General features: G+C 69.4%; 16 protein-coding genes. 8 read left to right on the top strand and 8 right to left on the bottom strand.

Annotated elements, in window-relative coordinates; genetic code table 11:
• Positions 1–37 precede the first annotated feature (37 nt).
• Together DEJ03_RS10230 and serB are read left to right on the top strand one after the other, a co-directional pair.
• On the top strand, positions 38–1,279 hold the full coding sequence (locus DEJ03_RS10230; RefSeq protein ID WP_071403983.1) for a glucose-1-phosphate adenylyltransferase: 1,242 nt from the start codon (positions 38–40) through the stop codon (positions 1,277–1,279).
• Between the two features lie 113 nt (positions 1,280–1,392).
• Positions 1,393–2,031, top strand: a complete 639-nt coding sequence (gene serB / locus DEJ03_RS10235) for a phosphoserine phosphatase SerB (RefSeq protein ID WP_110864534.1) — start codon at positions 1,393–1,395, stop codon at positions 2,029–2,031.
• 12 nt (positions 2,032–2,043) lie between these two features.
• Here serB and fabG read toward each other — a convergent pair whose 3' ends face one another.
• Positions 2,044–2,757: a 3-oxoacyl-ACP reductase FabG gene (fabG, locus tag DEJ03_RS10240; RefSeq protein ID WP_110864604.1), complete on the bottom strand. Its 714-nt coding sequence runs from the start codon at positions 2,755–2,757 to the stop codon at positions 2,044–2,046.
• 165 nt (positions 2,758–2,922) lie between these two features.
• Between fabG and DEJ03_RS10245 the strand changes: the two genes are divergently transcribed.
• Genes DEJ03_RS10245 through DEJ03_RS10255 form a run of 3 tightly spaced genes read left to right on the top strand, consistent with a single transcriptional unit; the run spans position 2,923 to position 4,633 of the window.
• Entirely contained in the window at positions 2,923–3,345 is a 423-nt protein-coding gene (locus DEJ03_RS10245) for a DUF3099 domain-containing protein (RefSeq protein ID WP_051596733.1), read from the top strand.
• Positions 3,345–3,653 (top strand): hypothetical protein, encoded by a 309-nt coding sequence (locus tag DEJ03_RS10250; RefSeq protein WP_371830589.1) that lies wholly within the window; start codon positions 3,345–3,347, stop codon positions 3,651–3,653. The genes DEJ03_RS10245 and DEJ03_RS10250 overlap by 1 nt, the downstream gene beginning before the upstream one ends.
• Positions 3,650–4,633 (top strand): SURF1 family protein, encoded by a 984-nt coding sequence (locus DEJ03_RS10255; RefSeq protein WP_110864535.1) that lies wholly within the window; start codon positions 3,650–3,652, stop codon positions 4,631–4,633. Before DEJ03_RS10250 ends, DEJ03_RS10255 begins: the two co-directional genes overlap by 4 nt.
• A 618-nt stretch (positions 4,634–5,251) precedes the next feature.
• On the opposite strand, the gene DEJ03_RS10260 is transcribed toward DEJ03_RS10255, so the two are convergent.
• Positions 5,252–6,850, bottom strand: coding sequence for an ABC-F family ATP-binding cassette domain-containing protein (locus DEJ03_RS10260; protein ID WP_071403762.1), 1,599 nt, complete (start codon positions 6,848–6,850; stop codon positions 5,252–5,254).
• A 115-nt stretch (positions 6,851–6,965) separates the two neighbouring features.
• Between DEJ03_RS10260 and DEJ03_RS10265 the strand changes: the two genes are divergently transcribed.
• On the top strand, positions 6,966–7,565 hold the full coding sequence (locus DEJ03_RS10265) for a biotin transporter BioY (protein WP_110864536.1): 600 nt from the start codon (positions 6,966–6,968) through the stop codon (positions 7,563–7,565).
• 282 nt (positions 7,566–7,847) lie between these two features.
• Here DEJ03_RS10265 and DEJ03_RS10270 read toward each other — a convergent pair whose 3' ends face one another.
• From DEJ03_RS10270 to sufB, 5 genes are read right to left on the bottom strand one after another with little or no spacing between them, the layout of a single operon-like run.
• The gene (locus DEJ03_RS10270; RefSeq protein WP_017887270.1) at positions 7,848–8,177 is read right to left on the bottom strand and encodes a metal-sulfur cluster assembly factor; all 330 of its coding nucleotides are present in this window, start codon (positions 8,175–8,177) and stop codon (positions 7,848–7,850) included.
• Positions 8,177–8,947: a Fe-S cluster assembly ATPase SufC gene (gene sufC / locus DEJ03_RS10275; RefSeq protein ID WP_110864537.1), complete on the bottom strand. Its 771-nt coding sequence runs from the start codon at positions 8,945–8,947 to the stop codon at positions 8,177–8,179. Before sufC ends, DEJ03_RS10270 begins: the two co-directional genes overlap by 1 nt.
• Positions 8,948–9,004: 57 nt before the next feature.
• Positions 9,005–9,331, bottom strand: a complete 327-nt coding sequence (locus DEJ03_RS10280) for a non-heme iron oxygenase ferredoxin subunit (RefSeq protein WP_371830590.1) — start codon at positions 9,329–9,331, stop codon at positions 9,005–9,007.
• The gene (gene sufD, locus DEJ03_RS10285; protein WP_110864539.1) at positions 9,331–10,641 is read right to left on the bottom strand and encodes a Fe-S cluster assembly protein SufD; all 1,311 of its coding nucleotides are present in this window, start codon (positions 10,639–10,641) and stop codon (positions 9,331–9,333) included. The genes DEJ03_RS10280 and sufD overlap by 1 nt, the downstream gene beginning before the upstream one ends.
• Complete coding sequence (gene sufB / locus DEJ03_RS10290) at positions 10,642–12,060, bottom strand: Fe-S cluster assembly protein SufB (RefSeq protein WP_110864540.1); 1,419 nt, start codon at positions 12,058–12,060, stop codon at positions 10,642–10,644.
• Between the two features lie 251 nt (positions 12,061–12,311).
• On the opposite strand from sufB, the gene DEJ03_RS10295 reads away from it, so the two are divergent.
• Entirely contained in the window at positions 12,312–13,286 is a 975-nt protein-coding gene (locus DEJ03_RS10295) for a heme A synthase (protein WP_071403756.1), read from the top strand.
• A gap of 489 nt (positions 13,287–13,775) precedes the next feature.
• On the opposite strand, the gene DEJ03_RS10300 is transcribed toward DEJ03_RS10295, so the two are convergent.
• The gene (locus DEJ03_RS10300) at positions 13,776–14,702 is read right to left on the bottom strand and encodes a heme o synthase (RefSeq protein WP_071403755.1); all 927 of its coding nucleotides are present in this window, start codon (positions 14,700–14,702) and stop codon (positions 13,776–13,778) included.
• A gap of 424 nt (positions 14,703–15,126) precedes the next feature.
• Between DEJ03_RS10300 and tkt the strand changes: the two genes are divergently transcribed.
• Positions 15,127–17,220, top strand: coding sequence for a transketolase (gene tkt / locus DEJ03_RS10305; RefSeq protein WP_110864541.1), 2,094 nt, complete (start codon positions 15,127–15,129; stop codon positions 17,218–17,220).
• The last annotated feature ends 107 nt before the right edge of the window (positions 17,221–17,327 follow it).

The raw sequence follows: 17,327 nt of genomic DNA on the forward strand, positions 1-17,327 counted from the left end.
TAACCGGTTCCCAGTGCTGACGCCTACTGTGAGCGGCATGGCACCAAAGAAGGTCTTCGGCATCGTGCTCGCCGGCGGCGAGGGCAAACGACTCATGCCGCTCACGGCCGATCGCGCGAAGCCCGCCGTCCCGTTCGGCGGCAACTTCCGTCTCATCGACTTCGCACTGTCGAACCTGGTCAACTCCGGTCTGCAGAAGATCGTCGTCCTGACCCAGTACAAGTCGCACAGTCTCGACCGGCACGTCGCGGAGACGTGGCGCATGGAGGGGCTGCTCGGCTCCTACGTCGCGTCCGTCCCCGCGCAGCAGCGGCTCGGCAAGCGCTGGTTCGCCGGCTCGGCCGACGCGATCCTGCAGTCACTCAACCTGCTGCGCGACGAACGCCCCGACATCGTGGTCGTCGTCGGTGCGGACCACGTGTACCGGATGGACTTCCACCAGATGGTCGAGGCGCACATCGCCTCCGGCCGCAGTGCCACGGTGGCGGCGATCCGTCAGCCGATCGGGCTCGCCGACCAGTTCGGCGTGATCCAGGTGGCCGACGACGACCCGACGAAGATCGAGGCGTTCCTCGAGAAGCCGAAGGACGCGATCGGTCTGGCCGACTCCCCCGGCGAGATCCTGGCCTCGATGGGCAACTACGTCTTCAACGCGGACGCCCTCGTCGACGCGGTCCTGCGCGACGGCCAGCTCGAGACGTCCGCGCACGACATGGGCGGCGACATCGTCCCCGACTTCGTCAACCGCGGTGACGCCGGGGTGTACGACCTGCAGCGCAACGAGGTCCCCGGGTCCACCGACCGCGACAAGTACTACTGGCGCGACGTGGGCACGATCGACTCGTTCTTCGACGCCCACATGGACCTCATCGCCCCGGTCCCGGTCTTCAACCTGTACAACCAGGACTGGCCGATCTTCAACCAGCAGACGAACCTGCCGCCGGCGAAGTTCGTCCGCGACGCGAACGGCAACACCGGGTCCACGGTGGACTCGCTCGTGTCGCTCGGCTGCCTGGTGTCGGGTGCGCAGGTCGAGCGCAGCATGATCGGGCCCTGGTGCTCGATCGACTCCGGCGCAAAGGTCCTCGACTCGATCGTGTTCGAGCGCGCCACCATCGGCGCCGGCGCGGTCGTCAACCGCGCCATCCTCGACAAGGACGTCGTCATCGCACCGGGCGCGCAGGTCGGCGTCGACCGCGAGGCCGACGAGGCACGCGGCTTCACCGTCACCGAGTCGGGGATCACCGTGGTCGGCAAGGGCGTCCGCGTCGACGCATAGGCACGCCGCGTAAGGAAGCAGACACCCGGGGCGCAGCCCCGGACGGACGGCCTGGAGGCACGGCTCGCGTCACGGACGCGGCCGTGCCTTTCGTCAGTCGGTACCGTTGGTGCGTGCCCCGCTTCCTCGTCGTCCTCGATGCCGATTCCACGCTCCTCGAGGACGAGGTGATCGAACTGCTCGCCGACAGCGCCGGGACCCGGCCACAGGTGGCGGCGATCACGGAGCGCGCCATGCGCGGGGAACTCGACTTCGCCGAGAGCCTCCGGGAGCGTGTCGCGACCCTTGCGGGCCTCCAGGCAGACGTCTTCGTCCGTGCACAGCAGTCGGTCCGTGTGACGCGGGGCGCCGACCAGCTCGTCCGTGGGGTGCACGCCGCAGGCGGCACCGTCGGCGTGGTGTCGGGCGGGTTCCACGAGGTGCTCGACCCGTTCGCCGAGCAGCTCGGCCTCGACCACTGCCGGGCGAACCGCCTCGAGGTCACCGACGGCGTGCTCACCGGCCGCGTGCTCGGCGACGTGGTCGACGCACACGCCAAGGCCGTCGCGCTCCGCGAGTGGGCGGACGCCGACGGGGTCGACCCGGCACGGACCATCGCGATCGGTGACGGCGCGAACGACCTCGAGATGATGCGCGTCGCCGCGCTCTCGGTGGCGTTCGACGCGAAGCCGCGCGTGCGGGAGCAGGCGGACGTCGCGGTCGTCGACCGTGACCTGTCCGCCGTGCTCGCGACGCTCGGTCTGCGCGGCTGATCGGTCCGGGGGCTAGTGGCCCATCCCGAGGCCGCCGTCGACCGGGATGATCGCACCGGAGACGTACCCGGCGCCGTCGCTCGCCAGGAACAGCGTGGCGTCGGCCACGTCGTCGACCGTGCCGTAGCGTGCCGCCGGGATCGCCTTCTTGAACTCGGCCTGCAGCTCGTCGGAGAGCGCGGCGGTCATGTCCGTCTGGATGAAGCCGGGCGCCACGACGTTGGCGGTGATGCCGCGCGAGCCGAGCTCACGCGTGATCGACCGGGCCATGCCGACCAGGGCGGCCTTCGAGGACGCGTAGTTGACCTGGCCGATCTGGCCGTAGGCGCCCACGACGCTCGACATGAGCACGATGCGGCCGAACTTGGCCTTCATCATGCCCTTCGTGACGCGCTTGACGACGCGGAAGGTGCCCGTGAGGTTCGTGTCGACCACGCTGGTGAAGTCGTCCTCGGACATGCGGAGGAGCAGCTGGTCGTTCGTGATGCCGGCGTTCGCGACCAGGACCTCGATCGGACCGAGCTCGGCCTCGACCTGCGTGAACGCGGCGTCGACGGAGGCCGTGTCGGTGATGTCGGCCTGCACCGTCAGCGCGCCCTCGGGACCACCCTGACCGCTGCGCGACGTCACGGCGACCCGGTGGCCGGCTGCGACGAACCGCTCGGCCAGCGCGTGGCCGATGCCGCGGTTGCCGCCGGTGATGAGGACGGTACGGGGGGTGCTCATGGTCGCTCCGTTCGGTGGGATCTGCTCGGCACGCGGTGCCGGGGACCCGGCGGACACGCCCGGACGAGCGTACCGGAGCGGACCACCCCGCCGGTTCGCGCGCGGCGCACCCACGATCGGTCCGGCGGGATTAGGCTTGACCACGGGTAGACGGAGACCATCTGTATGAAGAGCACGCACACGAGCATCACGTCGCTGCCGGACACACCGGAGCAGGACCGGGCGCACCGCCTGTCCCGCTACGTCTGGCAGATGGCCATCCGAGTGGTCCTCTTCATCTCCGCCGTGCTCGTGTACTCGATCTGGCACTCGTGGCTCGCGGTCATCCCGATCGTCCTCGCCGCGGTGATCCCCTGGGTCGCCGTCGTCATCGCGAACGCCGGCAGCCGGACCGAGAGCGACATGATCTCCCCCGCCGGGTCCATCGAGCTCTACGACGCCGTCGACCCGCGTCTCCGCGAACAGCAGGAGGACGCCCGGGCCCAGGCCTACCGCGACGAGCAGGACCGCCTCCGCCAGCAGGCGCAGCACGCGCAGGACGAGTGGCAGCGCAACGGCGACCGATCGAAGATGTGGGGACCCCGCTGATGGGTGCGACGTTCGACCTGCAGACCGAACCCGGATCCACCCCGGTGTGCTCGCGTGCCGGCTGCGTGTCGACGGCCGGGTGGCGTGTGAACTGGCGCAATCCCCGGATCCACGCGATCGACCGCGTGAAGATCTGGGCCGCGTGCGAAGAACACCGCGACTTCCTGGCCGACTACCTGCGGTCCCGCTCCTTCCCGGTGCGCGTCACCGGCATGCACGAGGACGTCGACCACCTCGACGACGAGCGCGAGTCGACCGCGGCGCCGAAGAACGACGTCGGGGTGCGCTCCACCGGCACCTCGCGATGACCGACGGCTTCGACCCGCAGTCCCGGTACGGCCGCAAGCACGCCGCCAAGCTGCAGCGCGCCGCCGCGGAGTCCCGCTCGACCGACGACACCAGGTCGGCCTCGTCCGGTCGGGACCCCGACGAACCGTTCGTGGGCTGGCGCTTCGTCCGGAGCCGCCGCTGGCTCGGCTACTTCGCGATCGCGGTCGCCTTCGCCATCGTGTGCGCACTGTTCGGCATGTGGCAGTGGGACCGCCGCAACGAGGCCGTCCGGCAGAACGAGCAGGTCGCGCAGAACTACGACCACACCCCCGTCCCGCTCGACCGGGCGCTGCCGAAGGCCTCGAGCTGGCAGGACGAGCAGGAGTGGCTCCGGGTCGCCGTGACCGGCCGCTACGACGTCGACTCGCAGCTGCTCGTGCGCAACCGCGTGCACAACGGGCAGCCCGGGTTCGAGGTCCTGACGCCCCTGGTCACGCCCGAGGGCCGCGCCTTCATCGTCGACCGCGGGTGGGTGCCGACCGGCAACGCCCAGGACGCCCCCGACCACGTGCCGGCTCCCCCGTCCGGCGAGGTCACCGCGATCGTCCGCCTGCAGCAGAGCGAACCGCGCATCCCCGGCCGCTCCGACCCGAAGGACACCGACCAGGTGCAGTCGGTGACCCTGGCCGACGTGGCGAACAAGGTCGACGACCCGATCTGGACCGGTGCGTACGGGCAACTCGCCTCGGAGTCCCCCGCACCGACCGAGGCCCGCCCGCTCGGCTGGGAGCGTCCGAACGCCGACACCGGGCTGCACCTCAGCTACTTCATCCAGTGGTTCCTGTTCGCCGCCGGGGGCTTCGGGTTCCTGGCGTACGTGATGGTGCAGGAGTACCGGAACCTCAACCAGGACGACCCGGAGGAGCGCGAGCGCGCCCTCGAGCGCGAACGCCGCAAGAACGCGAAGCCGAAGACGGACGCCGAGATCGAGGACGAGCTCATCGCGTCACGTCGCTGACGCGCGGCTGAGGGCGCGCGTCAGCGCACCGTGCGCACCCCGCAACCCCGTGCGCGCTTCCGCGCACCGTGCAGCGCCACAAACGGCCACCCAGCACGCCACACCGCACCGGATGGCGAAACGGGCACCGTGCGGACGGGAGGCGCGACGCACGACCGGCACCGCGCCTCCAGACCGCACCGTGCGCACCCCGCAACCCCGTGCGCGATTCCACGCACCGTGCAGCACCACAAACGGGCACCCAGCACGCAACCCCGCACCGGATGGCGAACGCGGCACCGTGCGGACGGGAGGCGCGACGCACGACCGGCACCGCGCCTCCCGGCCGCACCGTGCGCACCCCGCAACCCCGTGCGCGCTTCCCCGCACCGTGCAGCACCACAAACGGCCACCCAGCACGCCACACCGCACCGGATTGCGAAACGGGCACCGTGCGGACGGGAGGCACGAGGCACGACCGGCACCGCGCCTCCAGACCGCACCGTGCGCACCCCGCAACCCCGTGCGCGCTTCCCCGCACCGTGCAGCACCACAAACGGCCACCCAGCACGCCACACCGCACCGGATGGCGAAACGGGCACCGTGCGGACGGGCCTCGCCCGACCACACGCGCGGCGGCTACGCGAGCTCGATGAGCTCCGCGTAGTCCTTGTTCCAGTGGTCCTCGGTGCCGTCCGGCAGCAGCAGGACGCGCTCGGGGTTGAGCGCCTCGACCGCGCCGGCGTCGTGGGACACCAGGACGACCGCCCCCTCGAAGCCGGCCAGGGCGTTGAGGATCTCCTCGCGCGAAGCCGGGTCCAGGTTGTTCGTCGGCTCGTCGAGCAGCAGGACGTTCGCGCCGGAGACCACGATCATCGCGAGCGACAGACGGGTCTTCTCGCCACCGGACAGGACGCCGGCCTTCTTGTAGCCGTCGTCGCCGGTGAACAGGAACGAGCCGAGCACCCGACGGGCCTCGGTCTCGTTGAGGTCAGTCGACGCCGACACCATGTTCTCGATCACGGTGCGGTTGATGTCGATGTTCTCGTGCTCCTGCGCGTAGTACCCGATGCGCAGACCGTGACCGGGCTGGATCTCGCCCGTGTCGGGCTGGTCGGCTCCCGCCAGGATGCGCAGCAGGGTCGTCTTGCCCGCACCGTTGAAGCCGAGGATGACCACGCGCGAACCGCGGTCGATCGCCAGGTCGACACCCGCGAAGATCTCGAGCGACCCGTAGGACTTCGACAGCCCCTCGGCCATCAGCGGAGTGCGGCCGCACGGGGCCGGGGTGGGGAAGCGGATCTTCGCGACCCGGTCGGCGACGCGCTCGTCCTCGAGGCCGGCGAGGAGCTTGTCGGCACGCGCGACCATCTGGTGGGCTGCTGCGGCCTTGGACGCCTTCGCACCGAAGCGGGCGGCCTGGTCCTTGAGCGTGGCGGCCTTCTTCTCGGCGCCCGCGCGCTCCTTGCGGCGGCGCTCCTCGTCGGCGACGCGCTGCCGCTGGTACAGCTTCCAGCCCATGTTGTAGATGTCGATGGTCTGGCGGTTGGCGTCCAGGTAGAAGACGCGGTTCACGACCTCGTCGACGAGCTCGACGTCGTGGGAGATGATGATGACGCCACCGGGGTAGGTCTTCAGGTGTTCGCGGAGCCACACGACGGAGTCGGCGTCGAGGTGGTTGGTCGGCTCGTCGAGGATCATCGTCTCGGCGTCCGAGAACAGGATCCGGGCGAGTTCGATGCGGCGGCGCTGACCACCGGAGAGCGTCTTGAGCTGCTGGTCGAGGATGCGGTCGGGCAGCTTCAGGTTCGAGGCGATCGACGCCGCCTCGGCCTCGGCCGCGTAGCCACCGAGCGCGTTGAACTGGTCGTCGAGGCGGCTGTAGCGCCGCATCGCCTTCTCGGCCACGGCCGCGTCGTCGCTCGCCATGTCGAGGGTCGCGAGGCGGATGCCCTCCACGAGCTCACCGAGCCCACGGGCGTCGAGGATGCGCTTCCGCGCGGTCTCCTCCGGGTCGCCGGAGCGGGGGTCCTGCGGCAGGTAGCCGATCTCCCCGCCGCGGTCGATCGTGCCGCCGTTGGGCTGCGTCTCGCCCGCGAGGGCCTTGGTCATCGTCGTCTTCCCCGCGCCGTTGCGGCCGACGAGTCCGATCTTGTCGCCCTTCTCGACACGGAAGGACACGTCTTCCATGAGGAGACGAGCTCCGACGCGGATCTCGAGTTCGTGCACGGCAAGCACAGTGGACGTCCAATCAGTTGGTGGGTTTGCACAACGGTGTGTGCGTGAGGTGCACCGCTACGCTGACGGGACCGACGGTTCCGAACGGAACCAGCAGTCCATTCTAGGAGAATCCATGACGAACGCCACCGGGTTCGCTCCCCGCGCAGTCCTCGCCGACCGTCTGCGCACGCACGGGCTGGCCACCGACGCCGCCCTCGTCGCCGGCGGAGCCCTGTTCACCGCCGCCATGGCGCAGCTCGAGGTCCCGATGTGGCCGGTCCCGATCACCGGGCAGACGCTGGCCGTCGTGCTCGTCGGCGCGACCCTCGGCGCACGCCGCGGCATGCTCTCGCTGCTCGTCTACGCCGTCGCCGGTCTCGCGGGTGCCCCGTTCTTCGCCGACATGCAGGGCGGCCTGCAGGCCCTGGCCCTGCCGAGCTTCGGGTACGTCATCGGCTTCATCCCCGCCGCCGGGCTCGTCGGCTGGCTCGCCCGTCGCAACTGGGACCGCAACGTCGGCCGCGCCGCCGTCGCGATGCTGCTCGCGAGTGCCATCCCGTTCGTGACCGGCCTGCCGTACTTGGCCGTGGCGCTCGGCCAGCTCGGCGCCCCGAACGACGTCCAGTCGGTGCTCGCCGCCGGCCTGTACCCGTTCATCGTCGGTGGCATCGCCAAGGCCCTCATCGCCGCCGGCATCCTGCCGCTCGTCTGGAAGGCCGTCGGTCGCCGCTGACCCGTCGCACGAGAACGGCCCCGCACCGATCGGTGCGGGGCCGTTCTGCGTGCAGCGCAGGTGACCGGCCCGGCGGTCGGTCACGACTCCCCGCCGTCCAGACGCCGAGTGGTCGCATTCCGTCGCCTGGAGCACTGTCAGCCGACAGAACGTGACCACTCGGCGAACCTGAGCGGGTGGTCGCGACCACTCGGCGGCGCGCCCCGCGCGTGGCGTGCGCACAGACGGACGGGAGGCGCGGTGCCAGCTGGCACCGCGCCTCCCGTCCGTGGTGGGTCGCGACTAGATCGCGAACCCGAGGGCGCGCATCATCTCGCGGCCGTCGTCGGTGATCCGTTCCGGACCCCACGGCGGCATCCAGACCCAGTTGATCCGGAAGGCGTCCACGATGCCGTCGAGGGCGTTCGCGGTGTCACCCTCGATGACGTCGGTCAGGGGGCAGCCGGCGCTCGTGAGCGTCATGCTGATGACGAGCGCGTTGGCGTCGTCGTCCCAGGCGAGGTCGTAGATCAGGCCGAGGTCGACGATGTTCACGCCGAGCTCCGGGTCCTGGACCTCCTTCAGGCCCTCGACGACCTCGTCGAACTTGTCGGGAGCGAGTGCGGCGATCATCAGGCCTGCGCCTCGGCGGCGGCCTGCACGTAGCGGTCGTAGCCCTCGTTCTCGAGGCGGTCGGCGAGCTCGGGGCCGCCCTGCTCCGCGATCTTGCCGGCGACGAACACGTGCACGAAGTCCGGCTTGATGTAGCGGAGGATGCGCGTGTAGTGCGTGATGAGCAGCACGCCGAGGCCGGTCGCGGCCTTGGCGCGGTTGACGCCCTCGGAGACGATCTTCAGCGCATCGACGTCGAGGCCGGAGTCGGTCTCGTCGAGGACGGCGAACTTCGGCTTGAGGAGCTCGAGCTGCATGATCTCGTGGCGCTTCTTCTCGCCACCGGAGAAGCCCTCGTTGACGTTGCGCTCGGCGAACGACGAGTCCATCTTCAGGTCGGCCATCGACTGGCGGAGTTCCTTGATCCAGCCACGGAGCGCCGGAGCCTCACCGTCGATCGCCGTCTTGGCGGTGCGGAGGAAGTTCGACACCGTGACGCCGGGGATCTCGACCGGGTACTGCATCGCCAGGAACATGCCGGCACGGGCACGCTCGTCGACGCTCATCGCGAGGACGTCCTCGCCGTCGAGGGTGATCGTGCCACCGACGACGTTGTACCGCGGGTGGCCGGCGATCGTGTACGCCAGGGTGGACTTGCCGGAGCCGTTCGGCCCCATGATCGCGTGGATCTCGCCCTCGTTGATGGTGAGGTCGACACCCTTCAGGATCTCCTTGGTGCCCTGATCGGTGTCGATCGAGACCTTGAGGTCACGGATTTCCAGAGTGGACATTGCGTTCCTTCGGTTGCAGCTGTGTGCGGCGTCAGCCGCGGGAAGTGTTGGGGATGCTCAGTCGACCGGGACGACGTCCTGCACGTCGACGTAGACGTCGCCGTCGCGGACCTCGACCCGGAAGACCGGGACGGGCTCGTAGGCCGGGAAGTTCTGCGGCTTGCCGGTGGTCAGCGAGAAGCGGGACCCGTGGGCCCAGCACTCCAGCGAGTCACCCTCGACGAAGCCTTCGGCCAGCGAGATGTCGCCGTGCGTGCAGGTGTCACCGATGGCGTGGACCGTGCCGGACGAGTCCTTCACGATCGCGACCGCCGTGCCGTCGACGACCACCCGCATCGGGCTGTCCACCGCGATGTCGGCTTCGGCGCAGACCTTCTCGGCCATCAGGCGGTGGCCTGCGGAGCGGAAGCCTGCGCGGTGGCGGCCTGTGCGTCGCCCGCCTCGGCCGGTGCGGCGATGACCGAACGGCCCTCGGCCAGCTCCTGCTCGACCGCGGCGATGAGGCGTTCCTCGAGCTCGGGCGCACCGATCTTCTGGATGACCTCGACCAGGAAGCCGAGCACGACGAGGCGCCGCGCTTCTTCTTCCGGGACGCCGCGGGACTGCAGGTAGAACAGCTGCTCGTCGTCGAAGCGACCGGTCGCACTCGCGTGGCCGGCGCCCTCGATGTTGCCCGTCTCGATCTCGAGGTTCGGGATGCTGTCGGCGCGGGTGCCGTCCGTCAGCACGAGGTTGCGGTTCTGCTCGTACGAGTCGGTGCCGTCACCGGCGCGGCCGATCAGCACGTCGCCGATCCAGACGGTGTGCGCGCCCTGGCCCTGCAGCGCGCCCTTGTAGTTGACCCGACCGCGCGTGTTCGGCGCGTCGTGGTTCACGTAGACCTGCTGCTCGATGTACTGGCCGGCGTCGGCGAAGTACACGCCGTACATCTCCGTGTCGGCACCCTGCGCACCGAGGTGCGTCGAGGGGTTGACGCGGATGACGTCGCCGCCGAGCGAGACCACGACGTGCTTGAGGAAGGCGTCGCGGCCGACCTCGGCGAAGTGGGTCGAGACGTGCACCGCGTCGTCGTCCCAGTCCTGCAGGCTGACGACGGTCAGTCGTGCGTTCTGCTGCGCGACGATCTCGACGTTCTCGCTCAGCAGGGCGCTGCCGCGGTTGTCGAGCACGACGATGCCCTGGGAGTTCGGCTCGGCCGTGATCACCGTGTGCGCGGCGCGGGGCTGCGACCCGAAGTCGGAACGGGTCACGGTGATGAACTCGTGCGCCTCGGTGGCCTTGATCGTGATCGCCAGGACCGCGTCACGGGCGGTCCAGGCTGCGGCCGAGGCGCGGTCCTCGGGCAGGCCGGCGGAGCCGACGCGGGCGTCGTCGCTGCGACCCCACTCGACGTCGGCACCGTCGGACTGTCGGGCGAGGTACGGGTAGGCGGATCCGTCGAGCGCGCCGTCCAGCAGCGGCTGGAGCTTGGTGAGCGGCGCGAACTTCCAGTTGACCTCTCGGCCGGTGACCTTCGGGAACGCCTCGACGTCGCCGGACTGGAACCGCTCGGAGCGGGTCTGGACCGGCACCTTCTTGTCGGGGGCGTCCCAGCCGCCGTCGGAGTGGGCTCCGGCGCCGTGCTGGGTGCCGCCCTGCGCTGCGGCAGCGGGCTCGATCGGCTGGTCGATGTGGGGAGGGGTGGTGCTGGACATCTAGCCGACGGATCCTTCCATGCTCATCTCGATGAGCTTGTTGAGTTCGAGTGCGTACTCCATCGGGAGCTCGCGGGCGATCGGCTCGATGAAGCCACGGACGATCATCGCCATCGCCTCGTCCTCGGCCATGCCGCGGGACATGAGGTAGAAGAGCTGCTCCTCGCTGACACGCGAGACCGTGGCCTCGTGTCCCAGCTGCACGTCGTCGACACGGATGTCGATCGCCGGGTAGGTGTCGCTCCGGCTGATCGTGTCGACCAGCAGGGCGTCGCAGCGCACGGTGTTGGCGGCGTGGTGCGCGGCCGGGTCGACCCGGACCTCACCGCGGTAACCCGCACGACCGCCACCACGGGCGATCGACTTCGAGACGATCGACGACGTCGTGTACGGCGCCATGTGGATCATCTTCGCGCCGGCGTCCTGGTGCTGACCGGGGCCCGCGAAGGCGACGGAGAGCGTCTCGCCCTTGGCGTGCTCGCCGGCGAGGTAGATCGACGGGTACTTCATCGTGACCTTGGACCCGATGTTGCCGTCGATCCACTCCATCGTCGCGCCCTCGTGTGCGATCGCACGCTTGGTGACGAGGTTGTAGACGTTGTTCGACCAGTTCTGGATCGTCGTGTACCGAACGCGGGCGTTCTTCTTCACGATGATCTCGACGACGGCCGAGTGCAGCGAGTCGGACTTGTAGATCGGGGCGGTGCAGCCCTCGATGTAGTGGACGTACGAGTCCTCGTCCGCGATGATCAGCGTCCGCTCGAACTGGCCCATGTTCTCGGTGTTGATCCGGAAGTAAGCCTGCAGCGGGATCTCGACGTGGACGCCCTTCGGGACGTAGACGAACGAGCCACCGGACCAGACGGCCGTGTTCAGCGCGGCGAACTTGTTGTCGCCGGCCGGGATCACGGTGCCGAAGTACTCCTCGAACAGCTCCGGGTGCTCACGGAGCGCCGTGTCGGTGTCCATGAAGATGACCCCCTGCTGCTCCAGGTCCTCGCGGATCTGGTGGTAGACGACCTCGGACTCGTACTGCGCGGCGACGCCGGCGACGAGGCGCTGACGCTCGGCCTCGGGGATGCCGAGCTTCTCGTAGGTCGCACGGATGTCCTCGGGGAGGTCCTCCCACGACTGCGCCTGCTTCTCCGTGGAGCGCACGAAGTACTTGATGTTGTCGAAGTCGATGCCCGTCAGGTCGGCACCCCACGTCGGCATCGGCTTGCGGCCGAAGAGCGACAGCCCCTTGAGGCGGTTCTTCAGCATCCACACGGGCTCGTCCTTGAGGTTCGAGATGTCGGTGACGACCTCTTCCGAGATCCCACGACGGGCGGAGGACCCTGCCGAGTCGGAGTCGGACCAGCCGAACTCGTATTGGCCGAGCCCTTCGAGCTCGGGACGGTCGATGAGCACGTCGGACATGGTCTCCTCGTTTCCTTCTCGCGGGACAGCGTTACAGGTGTGAACCCGTGGCGTCTGGACGCCATTCCACCGCGGACCGCTGACATGCGGACCGGGTGCTGCTCCCTCGCAACGACAATGGTTCCACGCAGTCCGTGGGTTGATCGGCGATCTCGGCCCATTCGGAGCCGGCGCCTGCCTAGACTTGACTGCTGCTGAACCCTCGAATCCTACAGGTTCACTGCACGGAACAACAGGAAGGCACCACCCTCGTGACACGCGTCGGATCCCCCGTCGAGCAGGATCTCCGGACCGGACGGTGGTGGTCGCTCCCCCGCGTGGTCGACCGTCGTGTGGTCGCACTGGCCTGGGCGTCCTTCGTGGTCGAGGTCGTGCTGATCGGTACCGGAGGCCTCGTGCGCCTCACCGCGTCGGGCCTCGGATGCCCCACCTGGCCCAAGTGCACGGCAGATTCGCTGGTCTCCACGCCGGAGATGGGCATCCACGGCATCATCGAGTTCGGCAACCGTCTGCTCACCTTCGTGCTCGTGATCGTGGCCGTCGCGATGTTCCTCGCGGTCGTCCGGATGCTCCGCACGCGCCCCGAACTCTTCTGGCTCGCGTTCGCTCAGGGCGTCGCGATCCCGGTCCAGGCCGTCATCGGAGGCATGAGCGTCTGGACGAACCTGAATCCCTTCGTGGTCGGGCTGCACTTCGTCGTCTCCGCCGCCCTCACCTCGGTGACCGCTGCGCTGGTCTACCGCACGACGCACGGCCCGCGGACCGCCCAGCGGCTCGTCCCGCGCTGGTACACGGGTGTCGTCCGCGGCACCGTCGCCGCGGTCGTCGTGACCGTGCTCGTCGGCATCCTGACCACCGGCAGCGGCCCGCACGCCGGGGCCGACGCCGCGGTTGACGGTGGACGTCTGCACCGCACCGGGTTCGACCCCGCGGTGATGGAGCACGTGCACGCCTGGCCCGCGTACGCCCTCTTCGCGCTGACCCTGGTGCTCGTGATCGGAGCCGTCCGTCTGGGTCGCCCGAGCAAGTGGCCGCTGCTGCTGCTCGTCGTCGAGTTCCTGCAGATCGCGGTCGGACTCACGCAGGCGCGCACGGGTCTGCCCGTCGGGCTCGTCGGCACGCACATGGTGCTCGCCGGACTGCTCGTCGGTGCGGTGACCGCCGTGGTGCTGTCGACGCGGGCCTCGGCCGGCCGAGACGCCGTCCGGGAACCCATCGACGCCTGACGTCCGGGCGCGTCGTGCGCTCGACACCCGTTCTCCGACACCCCACGAGTCGTTCGACTCGTGGGGTGTCGCGTTTGTGGCGGACGTGGACGGGCGGGCGCTGACGACGCGGAACGACACTGCGGACGTCGTACGACATCGACTTCGTAGGTCGACATCCGCACCACGCGCGGTCCGCAGCGCCTCGCGTCCGCCCCGCGGCCGACGGCCGTCACGCCGGACGGGAGGCCCGTGGCGGGCCCGCACCGCGCCTCCAGGCCGCCTCGTGGCCGACGCAGGACGCCGGTGTCCTGCCGCTACGCCGCCGAACGCACGAGACGCCGCCGGGTTCGGCGGCGTCTCGGCGTGGTGGCGGCGTCGTGCCGACACGACGGCGTCAACAGGACACGACGGTGTCAACCGGACATGACGGCGTCAGCAGGACACGACGGCGTCGAATCGACACGACGGCGTCGTGCGGACCGAGCGCGCGCGCGCCCGCTCGACCGCCTAGAAGGTGAAGACCTGCGGCAGCAGCGGGTCGATGCCCACGGCGATGAAGAGCAGCGTCAGGTACGTGATCGAGCTGTGGAAGACCCGCATCGGCTGCACGTGCTCGACGTGCTGGATGGCCCGCGAGTACAGGCGGTGCGACTCGACGACGAACCAGATGCCGCCCGCCAGCGCGACCACCGTGTAGAGCGGCCCCATGTGTCCGACCGGGATGAGCAGGAGCGAGCAGACGAGCGTCGCCCACGCGTAGAGCACGACCTGCAGGCCGACGACGGTGCGGCCACGGACCACGGCGAGCATGGGCACGTCGGCCGCGTCGTAGTCGTCGCGGTACTTCATCGACAGCGGCCAGTAGTGCGGCGGCGTCCACAGGAAGATCACCATGAACAGGATGACCGGGGTCCAGGTCAGCGACCCGGTGACGCCCGCCCAGCCGATGAGCACGGGCATGCAGCCGGCCGAGCCGCCCCACACGATGTTCTGCGGGGTGCGGCGCTTGAGCCACAGCGTGTAGACGAACACGTAGATGAGGATGGCGATGACGCTCAGCGCGGCGGCGAGCCAGTTCACCAGGAACCCGAGCACCGCGGTCGACAGGATGCCGAGCACCCACGAGAACACGAGGGCCTCGCGGTCGGACAGCTCGCCGGTGACGAGCGGGCGGGTGCTGGTCCGCTTCATCAGGCGGTCGATGTCGCGGTCGATGTAGCAGTTGAAGGCCGACGCCGAACCGGCCGACATCGCTCCGCCGAGCATCGTCCAGAAGACGAGCCACAGGTCGGGGACGCCGCGTTCGGCGAGGAACATCGTCGGCGCCGTGGTGACGAGCAGCAGCTCCATCACGCGCGGCTTCGTCAACGAGACGTACGCACGGACCTTGCGGGACAGCGGCGATCGGGGTCGATCGGTGTCGGGCCGGGTCACGGTGGCAGTCGGCAAGAGAACCTCAGTCTGTTCGCATCAGCTCGCACACTCGGTGGACGACTGCGACGGCGTCCGGGCATGCGCTGACCCGGAATGTCCACGGGTCCCGATCAGTTTACGGGATGGAAGCGCCGCGACGGTGCCCCGCTCCGACATCCCGGCGTGATCCGGACGCGCTCGACACGCCCGGATCGACCGTCGACGGCCACCCCGGTGTGAACATCGGGGGTCACCTGAACCCCTTCTGAGTACCGGGTCACTATGCTGGACACGCCCTCCCGCAGTGCGCGCCCCGATGACGTCGGCCGCGATGAGCCGGTCGGCCGCCGCTAGACGGCGACACGACTCGGCCCCGGGATGGCCACATGTCCGTGCGATGGCACGAGCCCTCGCACATGTCGCATCAAGAAGGGTCAACATCCAAGTGGCTGAATTCACCTGGGACGCCATCGACCGGAAGGCCGTCGACACGGCCCGCGTTCTCGCCGCCGACTCGGTCGAGGCCGCCGGCAACGGTCACCCCGGCACCGCGATGAGCCTCGCTCCGCTCGCCCACCTGCTCTTCCAGAAGGTGATGCGTCGCGACCCGAGCGACTCCACCTGGATCGGCCGCGACCGCTTCATCCTCTCCGCCGGTCACGCCTCGATCCTCCAGTACGTGCAGTTCTACCTGCACGGCTACGGGCTCGAGATCGACGACCTGCAGCACCTGCGCAAGTGGGGCTCGAAGACCCCGGGTCACCCGGAGTACGGCCACACCGACGGTGTCGAGATCACCACGGGCCCGCTCGGCCAGGGTCTCGCGTCCTCGGTCGGCTTCGCCTACGCCCAGCGCTTCGAGCGCGGCCTGTTCGACCCGGAGACCCCGGCCGGCCAGTCGCCGTTCGACCACTACACCTACGTGATCGCCGGCGACGGTGACATGCAGGAAGGCGTGACGAACGAGTCCGGCTCGCTCGCCGGCCGTCAGCAGCTCGGCAACCTCATCGCGTTCTACGACTCGAACCAGATCTCGATCGAGGACAACACTGACATCGCGTTCTCGGAGAGCGTCGCCGACCGCTACGAGGCGCTCGGCTGGCACGTCCAGATCGTCGACTGGAAGAAGACCGGCGAGTACTCCGAGGACGTCGAGGAGCTCCACGCCGCGATCGAGGCCGCCAAGCAGGTCACCGACAAGCCGTCGCTCATCGTCCTCAAGACGATCATCGGCTGGCCGTCGCCGACCAAGCAGAACTCGGGCAAGATCCACGGTTCGGCGCTCGGCGCCGACGAGATCAAGGGTCTCAAGGAGATCCTCGGCTTCGACACCGACAAGACCTTCGAGGTCGCCCCCGAGGTCCTCGAGTACACCCGCGGCGCCGTCGCCAAGGGCCAGGCCGAGCACGCCGAGTGGCAGAAGTCCTTCGACGCGTGGGCCGCTGCCAACGCCGACAAGAAGGCGCTGTTCGACCGTGTCCAGGCGAAGGAGCTCCCGGAGGGCCTCGAAGCAGCGCTCCCGGTCTTCCCGACCGACAAGGCCGTCTCGACCCGTGCCGCTTCCGGCAAGGTGATCAACGCCATCGCGCCGCTGATGCCCGAGTTCTGGGGCGGTTCCGCCGACCTCGCCGAGTCGAACCTCACCACGATCGAGGGCGCCAAGTCCTTCGGTCCGGCCGAGGCCTCGACCTCGACGTGGAGCACCGACCCGTACGGCCGCGTGCTGCACTTCGGCATCCGCGAGCACGCCATGGGCTCGATCCTGAACGGCATCGTCCTGCACGGGAACACCCGCCCCTTCGGTGGCACGTTCCTCATCTTCAGCGACTACATGCGTCCGGCGGTCCGTCTCGCCGCGCTCATGCAGGCGCCGGCGATCTACGTCTGGACCCACGACTCCATCGCCCTCGGCGAGGACGGCCCGACGCACCAGCCGATCGAGCAGGTCTCGTCGCTCCGTGCGATCCCCGGTCTCGACGTCGTCCGCCCGGCCGACGCCAACGAGGTCGCGTACGCGTGGCTCGAGATGCTCAAGCACACCGACCGCCCGGCCGGCATCGCGCTGAGCCGTCAGAACCTCCCCGTGTTCGAGCGTGGCGAGGGTGACGCCTCCGGTGAGGTCTTCGCTTCGGCGAAGAACGTCGCCAAGGGTGCGTACATCCTGGCCGAGGCGCCCAACGGCACCCCGGACGTCATCCTCATCGCGACCGGTTCCGAGGTCCAGATCGCGGTCGATGCTCGCGAGCAGCTCAAGGCCGAGGGCATCAACGCCCGCGTCGTGAGCGCGCCGTCGATCGAGTGGTTCCGCGCCCAGTCCGAGAACTACCAGGACCAGGTGCTCCCGAAGGACGTCACCGCTCGCGTGTCGGTTGAGGCCGGCATCGCCATGAGCTGGCGCGACATCGTCGGCGACAAGGGCCGCAGCGTCTCGATCGAGCACTTCGGTGCCTCGGCCGACTACCAGACGCTCTTCAAGGAGTTCGGCTTCACGACGGAGCACGTCGTGGCCGCCGCGAAGGAATCGATCGCAGCTTCCTGACCTGCAAGGGCCGGGTCCGGTTTCCGGATCCGGCCCTTCTTCCGGGAGGCCCGGCTCGGTTCCGCCACGGGCCTCCCGTCCCCGAAACCCCGACTCACGGTCCTCAC

This window comes from Curtobacterium sp. MCLR17_043 (assembly GCF_003224215.1).
Taxonomy (GTDB): domain Bacteria; phylum Actinomycetota; class Actinomycetes; order Actinomycetales; family Microbacteriaceae; genus Curtobacterium; species Curtobacterium flaccumfaciens.

Excerpts from the sequence above, each read along its gene's own strand:
- DEJ03_RS10230 (WP_071403983.1), top strand. The coding sequence starts at position 38 with ATGGCACCAAAGAAGGTCTTCGGCATCGTGCTCGCCGGCGGCGAGGGC.
- fabG (WP_110864604.1), bottom strand. The coding sequence starts at position 2,757 with ATGAGCACCCCCCGTACCGTCCTCATCACCGGCGGCAACCGCGGCATC.
- DEJ03_RS10245 (WP_051596733.1), top strand. The coding sequence starts at position 2,923 with ATGAAGAGCACGCACACGAGCATCACGTCGCTGCCGGACACACCGGAG.
- DEJ03_RS10250 (WP_371830589.1), top strand. The coding sequence starts at position 3,345 with ATGGGTGCGACGTTCGACCTGCAGACCGAACCCGGATCCACCCCGGTG.
- DEJ03_RS10255 (WP_110864535.1), top strand. The coding sequence starts at position 3,650 with ATGACCGACGGCTTCGACCCGCAGTCCCGGTACGGCCGCAAGCACGCC.
- DEJ03_RS10265 (WP_110864536.1), top strand. The coding sequence starts at position 6,966 with ATGACGAACGCCACCGGGTTCGCTCCCCGCGCAGTCCTCGCCGACCGT.
- DEJ03_RS10270 (WP_017887270.1), bottom strand. The coding sequence starts at position 8,177 with ATGATCGCCGCACTCGCTCCCGACAAGTTCGACGAGGTCGTCGAGGGC.
- sufC (WP_110864537.1), bottom strand. The coding sequence starts at position 8,947 with ATGTCCACTCTGGAAATCCGTGACCTCAAGGTCTCGATCGACACCGAT.
- DEJ03_RS10280 (WP_371830590.1), bottom strand. The coding sequence starts at position 9,331 with ATGGCCGAGAAGGTCTGCGCCGAAGCCGACATCGCGGTGGACAGCCCG.
- sufD (WP_110864539.1), bottom strand. The coding sequence starts at position 10,641 with ATGTCCAGCACCACCCCTCCCCACATCGACCAGCCGATCGAGCCCGCT.
- sufB (WP_110864540.1), bottom strand. The coding sequence starts at position 12,060 with ATGTCCGACGTGCTCATCGACCGTCCCGAGCTCGAAGGGCTCGGCCAA.